Below are 6,438 nucleotides of genomic sequence, written 5' to 3' on the forward strand. Positions count from 1 at the left end.
GGTGCATCGGACGCGCAACGAAATCCTGTGGACTCGTTTCGGACGGTTGGGTCGCTCTCCACGCGAGTAAAGATGCGAACCGTGGGCGACTCATTTTGCCAGCCCGCGCCACGAATCACTTTCTTTGTGCCTGTGGCCGGACCCTTTGGATTCTTGCTCGGGCTCTTCTCATAGTATCCGGCATCATACCAGTCGTTGACCCATTCCCACACATTGCCGGCCATGTCATAGACTCCATACGGACTCTTGCCCGCTTCATAGCTCCCGACGGGCATGAGAGTCTTCTCCCCGATCCACCGCTGATTGTAATTGAGATGCTTGGGGGTCGGTTCGACATTCCCCCAAGGAAATCGCCTATCGGAGGTCCCTTTGGCAGCCTTCTCCCATTCCGCTTCAGTGGGAAGTCGTTTGCCCGCCCATTTGCAGTAGGCCTCGGCATCAAACCAGTCGACATTGATCACGGGTCGATCGATCAATTCGTCGGTGATGTGTTCTCCTTGCCAGAGGTTTCTGGTCGGATTCCTTGGGTTTTGTGGGACGCGATGCTGTGTGGACTTGACGAATTCCAGATAACGGCCGTGTGTCACTTCAAATGTGTCTATTGCGAATGTGTCGACGAACACGTCGTGGCGCGGATATTCATCGCGTCCCCCGTCACGGGCTCCCTCCGGAACACCCATCGGAAACGAGCCGGCCGGGATCACGATCATCGGTGCACCGTCTTTGCCCGTCGGTGATCCTGTTGGATCATGAGCCGGTTGTTCATTCGCGAAGAGAACGGATGCATCCAATCCGAAGCACAACAACGCCGCCACAGCAAACATGTGAGCACCCATGGGCAAACTCCTTCGACAAGATCGGAACGTATTCATGAAACCATAGCCAAGGAAAGCGATCTCGGTCCGACCATGCCGATGAACGCCGTACAACGACACGTTCCGACCTTATTCGTTCGACGGAACCAGTTTCAACAGCGCTCCTCCGGCCGTTGCCCGAACGGCATCATCAGCGTCGTGCAAGCCCTGCTTGAGAAGCGGAATCGCGCGCATATCATCCACCTTTGCCATTGATTTCGTCGCGGCAATCCTCACCCGAGGCACCGTATCCTGAATCAGCAGCATCAAGACCGATTGAGCCGGTTCGCGATTTGATTTTACGACATTCCCCAAAGCTCGTGCCACGGCAGCGCGAACGGCGGGCTCTTTCGTATTGGTGAGAGTCCGGACCGGTTCCGCCACGACCTCGTACCGTTCGCCCTGCCCCAGTAGCGCTCCGATGATGAACGCTCTGACGGCGGGGTCGCGATCATCGAGAGCCTTATTCAAGGGTGTACGCGCATCGAATTCACGCAGTTGCCCTAGGCTGACGGCCGCGGCGGTCCGTACGGGAGGGATCGGGTCTCTCAGCAGCCGTGTCAGCGCACCGACCGCTTCCTCGGCAGGCACATGGGCCAGCCCCGTGGCGACAGCTCCGCGTACCGACGGCTGCTTGGCGTCGCGCAACTCGGTAAGAACCGGCAAAGACTCCCTCGGCTTCGATTCAACCAAGGCACGAATCGCCGAGGTCCGCTCATCCGGATTCGGCGCCTTCGCGTGCTGAAAGAGAAGTCGGCAGCCATTGGCGCGTTTCAGATTGCACAGCACCTGCGCGGTTGCGACTCGTATTCGTGCCTCAGGATCTTTTAGTAACGGCTCGATGAGCGGGAGGACCGACGCATCACCGGATTTTGCAAACCCCTTGAGGACCGCTTCCTTCACCAGCACCGCCTGATCTCCCAGGGCTTTCCGGAATTGAGCCGAGCGGCGTCCCCCGTCCAGCTTCGCAAGCCCTTCAGCCGCTAACGCTCTGACGAGCCCTGATCCGTCACTGAGTCCCTCTTCCAGGAATGGAATTGCCTCGGCACTGTGCCACTCTTTGAGGGCAGTATAGGCCGCGCCACGCATTTGCTCGCGCATGTCCTTTGTCAGGAGCAGAACAAAGCCGAGCGAGATCTCACGAAGGATCGATGGGTCATCGCGCTTCAACACCGCCGCAAGCTCGTCATAGTGTGTCAAAGCATCGTTCGGGTTGCCCAGTCTCAGAAGAGCGCGAATTCTGAGTCGACGAACATCCGGCGCGCCCGATATCTGAGCGTCGAGCTTGTCCAGCTCCTCAAGCGCCTTCTGATACTCCTTTTTGTCATAGAGTGCCTGACTCTGCTGAATGCGCGACGCCGCGCTTCCAAAAGCAGACCCGGCCATAGGAATACAGCAGACAAGCATGCACACGGCGATCACACGTTGTCGTATGCTCAGGGGATTCATCTCTGTCCTTCGAGTCACCGCCCGGTCGCGCTCATGTTTTCAGGATGGTTGTTGCCGGGTACCCGTTTGACGACGGTGTCACAAAATTGCGGTCAAGAGGGAGAGTGCCGCCACAGTCCAGAATCGATCCCGGTACACATTGCGACGATTCCGAGGAAGACAACAGATGCCGATCGGCAAGTCTTCCTGGCGGCACACGGCGGCGTGACTGTCACTGTTGATGTTCGACCAGCGGCTGGATATCAACAGAATACCCTAAAGACTCGGGGCCGAACCGATGATTATCCACGATCGTATACGCGGTTCGATTCCCTTTGGGAGCGGGCAGAGAGAGTTGCTCACGAAGCTTGCCGTCCGGTTGCACCACAACCGTCCTTGTCGCTCCAGGTCCTGTCTGCGGGTGCCAGACCACCAGTTGATACGTGCCGGGCGGGATGCCATTGATCGAAAACTTCCCTTCGGCATCGGTCAGGGCATAATAAGGATTGTTCACCGCCATGGCCCAGCTTTCCATATAGGCATGGAAACCACATTGCATGTAAAACGTCCGGCGCCCCTTGTTCAAATAAATCGGCCCGACCAATGATGCACCCGGAGCATGATCGTGCGTCGCGCGGAGATCCCCCCGCCGATGTTGATGATTCATGACCAACGGGGTATTGAACAACACTCGCGCGCCCGCTTCCGGCGACGTCTCGTAGCCCTGAATGTCATGCATAACGGGATCCATATTGACGACCTCGACCGCATGCCCGTTACGAACAACGGTCATGAACGGCTGAAACGCGCAGTCACGGGCTTCGATCAACGGGACAGAAACCTCAAACGGCTTCCCTGCGTCCACCCCTTCCAGCAGCACGATGGCATTCTTCAGTCCTCCCTGACGACTCACGACAAAGTCATGGAGCAAGCGCCACCCGCGGCCGTTGGAGATGCGACCGCAATAGGCAGGATCCGGAAAGGTAATCAAATTGAACCCCTTCGGTTCCGGCACCGGTCCATCGAGAGTCACCGTCCCTTCGATGGTCCCGCCATGTTGTACGGGTGTGACTTCATAGGCGCTTGCCGGCGCGGCGGATGAGAGGACTGCCGCCGAGACAAGGGCTGCGCTGAAAATGAATAGGCAAACGAGATCTCTCTTCATGGGGCAACATTCCTATTCACGTAATCGGCATTATGGCGTCTGCAGCTGGAGAGTCGCGGGAATCTCCAGCGATTTTCCCAGCGCCTCCAACCCGAAACGCGGATTCTCAGCGATTTCGTGGACGCTACGACGCCCTTTTGGAGATTCGAACGTAAAGTCGATTTGAAGAGTCTTCTTCGCCGACACCGATACTTTCTTTTCGAGCATCGTCCCTACACCGGGATGCCATGCCACCAAGGTATACTCGCCGGCGGGCACATCGGACAGTGAAAACTCTCCTTCCTTATCGGTCACCATGTAATAGGGATTGTCCACTGCGAACCCCCAGCTTTCCATGTAGGCATGGAACCCACACTGCATGACGAAAAACCGACGGTTCTTCGTCAGCTTGATGACTTCGATCATCGGTTGTCCGGCCAGATGCTCGTGACTCTCGGACCCGGCGTCACGCACATGCTTGGGATTCATCGGAAGGGGTGTGTTGAATAACACGCGCGGACCAAGTTCCGATGTCTCATAGGCCTGAATGTCATGAAAGACCGGATCCATGTTGACGACCCGTACCTCGGCCCGGTCCTTCACCACGCTGACAAACGGCAAGAACCGGCAGTCACGTGCCTCGATAGTCGGCGGCACGAACTCGAACGGCTTTCCCTTCCTCGCATCAATCAGCAAGACAACCGTATCTTTGAGGCCTCGATCCGGCGACACGCTGAACTCATCCAAAATCCGCCACCCGGTGCCGGTGGAAATTCTTCCGCAATAAACCGGATCCGGAAAGGTGATGAGATTGTACGCTTTGGAGACGGGTTTCCCTTCCGTCATCCTCACTTTTCCAGTGATCGTGCCGCCGTCTCTCACCTCAATTTCTTCATAGGGCCAAGCGGTGGAAGCACAAAGCAAGACGAGCAGGGCTGAAACCAACGTTGCTTTCATTGTATGTCACCTTCAATCAAGATCGATTTCTCTTATCGTACCAAATGCCTGCCATAAAGAAAGAGGGGGAGCGCAGGCCTCCCCCTCTTTTCTGTATTGGTTGCCTTTTTGAGAGGCAATCAAGTTACCGCGTGGCTACCGGAACGACATGCCTCGGTTGATCAACGGACGCACTCTTCGATCCTGTCCCGGGACGAGAGAGCGGCAGTACCCGTTGGTCTCCAGTCGGCAATACGCGCAGATACCCCCACTGCCCCGACTGCGAGTAGGGCAACCGCTGATTGCTCCACACGTAATCACCCGGCATGCGGAACGGTCCTCCGGCACTCGGAAGGAACGCGTCCAGCGATTCCGATCCGGCGAACTCTACCACGCTGATCATGTCGGCTCCAGGCATGAACGGCTCAATCGGCCACTCATGACGTTCGACACTGAACATGCCGTTCTGTTCGCTGCTCGCGCCGAACACGTGGATCCGAACGGGATCCCCGGCATGCGCCTCGATGATCGGCGTCACCGGATCCTCCGGCTTGTCCACGACGCACGGTTGGAACACTTTACCGAGGCTACAGCCTTTTTCTTCGCGGAATTTATAAGGCTCCGATCGGTAATTGACCGCGGTCAAGCCCGCCGTGTTTTGTATATACGGCATGAAACTCGTCCCGATGATATTGTCCTCGTCCTGGAAGAACAAGGCCACGTCCCGGTAATTGACTCGATTCTCATAACCCTGAATCGTCCGGTCTACGATGACATCGGCCACCCAGCTGTTCTTCGTCGAAATGTCCGCGCCGGTTTTCGGGTCACGGTACTGGGCGCCCTTGGGGCCGATCACCACTGCTCCATAGAGCCCGCTCCGCGGATTGGCCACCACATTGGCCCAATCCCACACCAACGAAGAAGTCTCACCCAGGAACGGGTCCGCGTAATAGGTATATGTGCGGCTCTCGCCCGGAGCGATAGTCTGATCGCCGGGATTGTTTCCGACGTTCGCACCGAGCGAATCCTTGGGGTCGAACGCCAAACCGATGGCGGAGAACGATGCTCTGCTTTCCTTCATTCTATTGGTCAGCTTTACTTTCAGGCAATCGCCGATATTGGCCCGCAAAGTCAGCGGCATCGGCTGAACGCCTCCCGCGACCTTTGTCACGTCTTCTTCCAGCGCGTAAATCTTCGCGTCCGGATTGACCATCTGGATTGTCCGTTCAAAATCGACCTCAATGGCGTCAGGCGCCTTGGGGTTCAGCTTCATCGAAGGATAATCCAACGCCACGACATTGAAGCTCTTCACCGGTGCCTCCGACGGGCACACGGGCAATGGCTTCGGAATTTCATTGCGACGGCTGTATCCGGCCGGTAGCTTTTGCAGGTCGGGCACCTCTTTGTCCAACACCCGCATGATACCCCACGCACCCTCGGAGAACTTGGAGTTGCGGCCGTTGAAGTGGATGTAGTCCCCTGGTTGGAGTCGGGGCCCACCCGCCTGCGGCACCACCAGATCGTACCGCTCCGCAATGCCGATATGGATCGAATTCTTCCGGTTTGCGTCGCCCGCATAACGCTCGGTCAGATAGGTATGACCCGAAAGCGTCCATACCATCGTCTCGTTCGCCATGGTCTGAAGCAGCCGGAACACCACCGTATCGCCAAGATACGCTCGTACCATCGGCGTATAGGGGTCACCGTGCACCGCGCTGCTGAACAACTTGGACGAATCAGGATTCATCGCCAAGCGGCTCGAGATAGGCTCGGCTTTGAAATTCAACCCGCCGCCAGTCGTATGCGTCCCCCCGTTGAGGAAGGGCATCGGCGTCATGGGAATTTTTTCCGGCATGGGGAAGGACACCGTTTTCCCGGCTTCCAACGCCACTTCGATCGGCTGCCCGGGAGGATTACCCGCCGTGACGATGTTCACCGTATGCGGCACGGTGTCATTGAGCTGCACCAGCAATTCCCGGAAGCTGCCGTTCACCCCATATCCAACCGGTTCCGCCGTTCGGATATCGGCAAGCGGTCCGCTCCGGATCTGCTTCCCGGTCTTGGGATCATGGTAGG

Annotated in this window: 5 protein-coding genes; all 5 read right to left on the reverse strand. The window is 57.3% G+C overall.

Going from position 1 to position 6,438, the window contains the following annotated elements; translation table 11 throughout:
• Positions 1 to 836: formylglycine-generating enzyme family protein (locus ACOSYY_RS01205; protein WP_421660417.1), on the reverse strand; the 836-nt coding region annotated here is incomplete at its 3' end.
• Positions 837 to 944: 108 nt separating this feature from the next.
• Positions 945 to 2,303 (reverse strand): HEAT repeat domain-containing protein, encoded by a 1,359-nt coding sequence (locus ACOSYY_RS01210; protein ID WP_421660419.1) that lies wholly within the window; start codon positions 2,301 to 2,303, stop codon positions 945 to 947.
• A gap of 211 nt (positions 2,304 to 2,514) precedes the next feature.
• Positions 2,515 to 3,447, reverse strand: coding sequence for a carboxypeptidase regulatory-like domain-containing protein (locus tag ACOSYY_RS01215; RefSeq protein ID WP_421660421.1), 933 nt, complete (start codon positions 3,445 to 3,447; stop codon positions 2,515 to 2,517).
• A gap of 30 nt (positions 3,448 to 3,477) precedes the next feature.
• On the reverse strand, positions 3,478 to 4,383 hold the full coding sequence (locus ACOSYY_RS01220; protein ID WP_421660422.1) for a carboxypeptidase-like regulatory domain-containing protein: 906 nt from the start codon (positions 4,381 to 4,383) through the stop codon (positions 3,478 to 3,480).
• A gap of 124 nt (positions 4,384 to 4,507) precedes the next feature.
• The coding region (locus tag ACOSYY_RS01225) for a cupredoxin domain-containing protein (protein WP_421660424.1) at positions 4,508 to 6,438 on the reverse strand (1,931 nt) is incomplete at its 5' end.

It is taken from the genome of Nitrospira sp. BLG_2 (assembly GCF_049222245.1).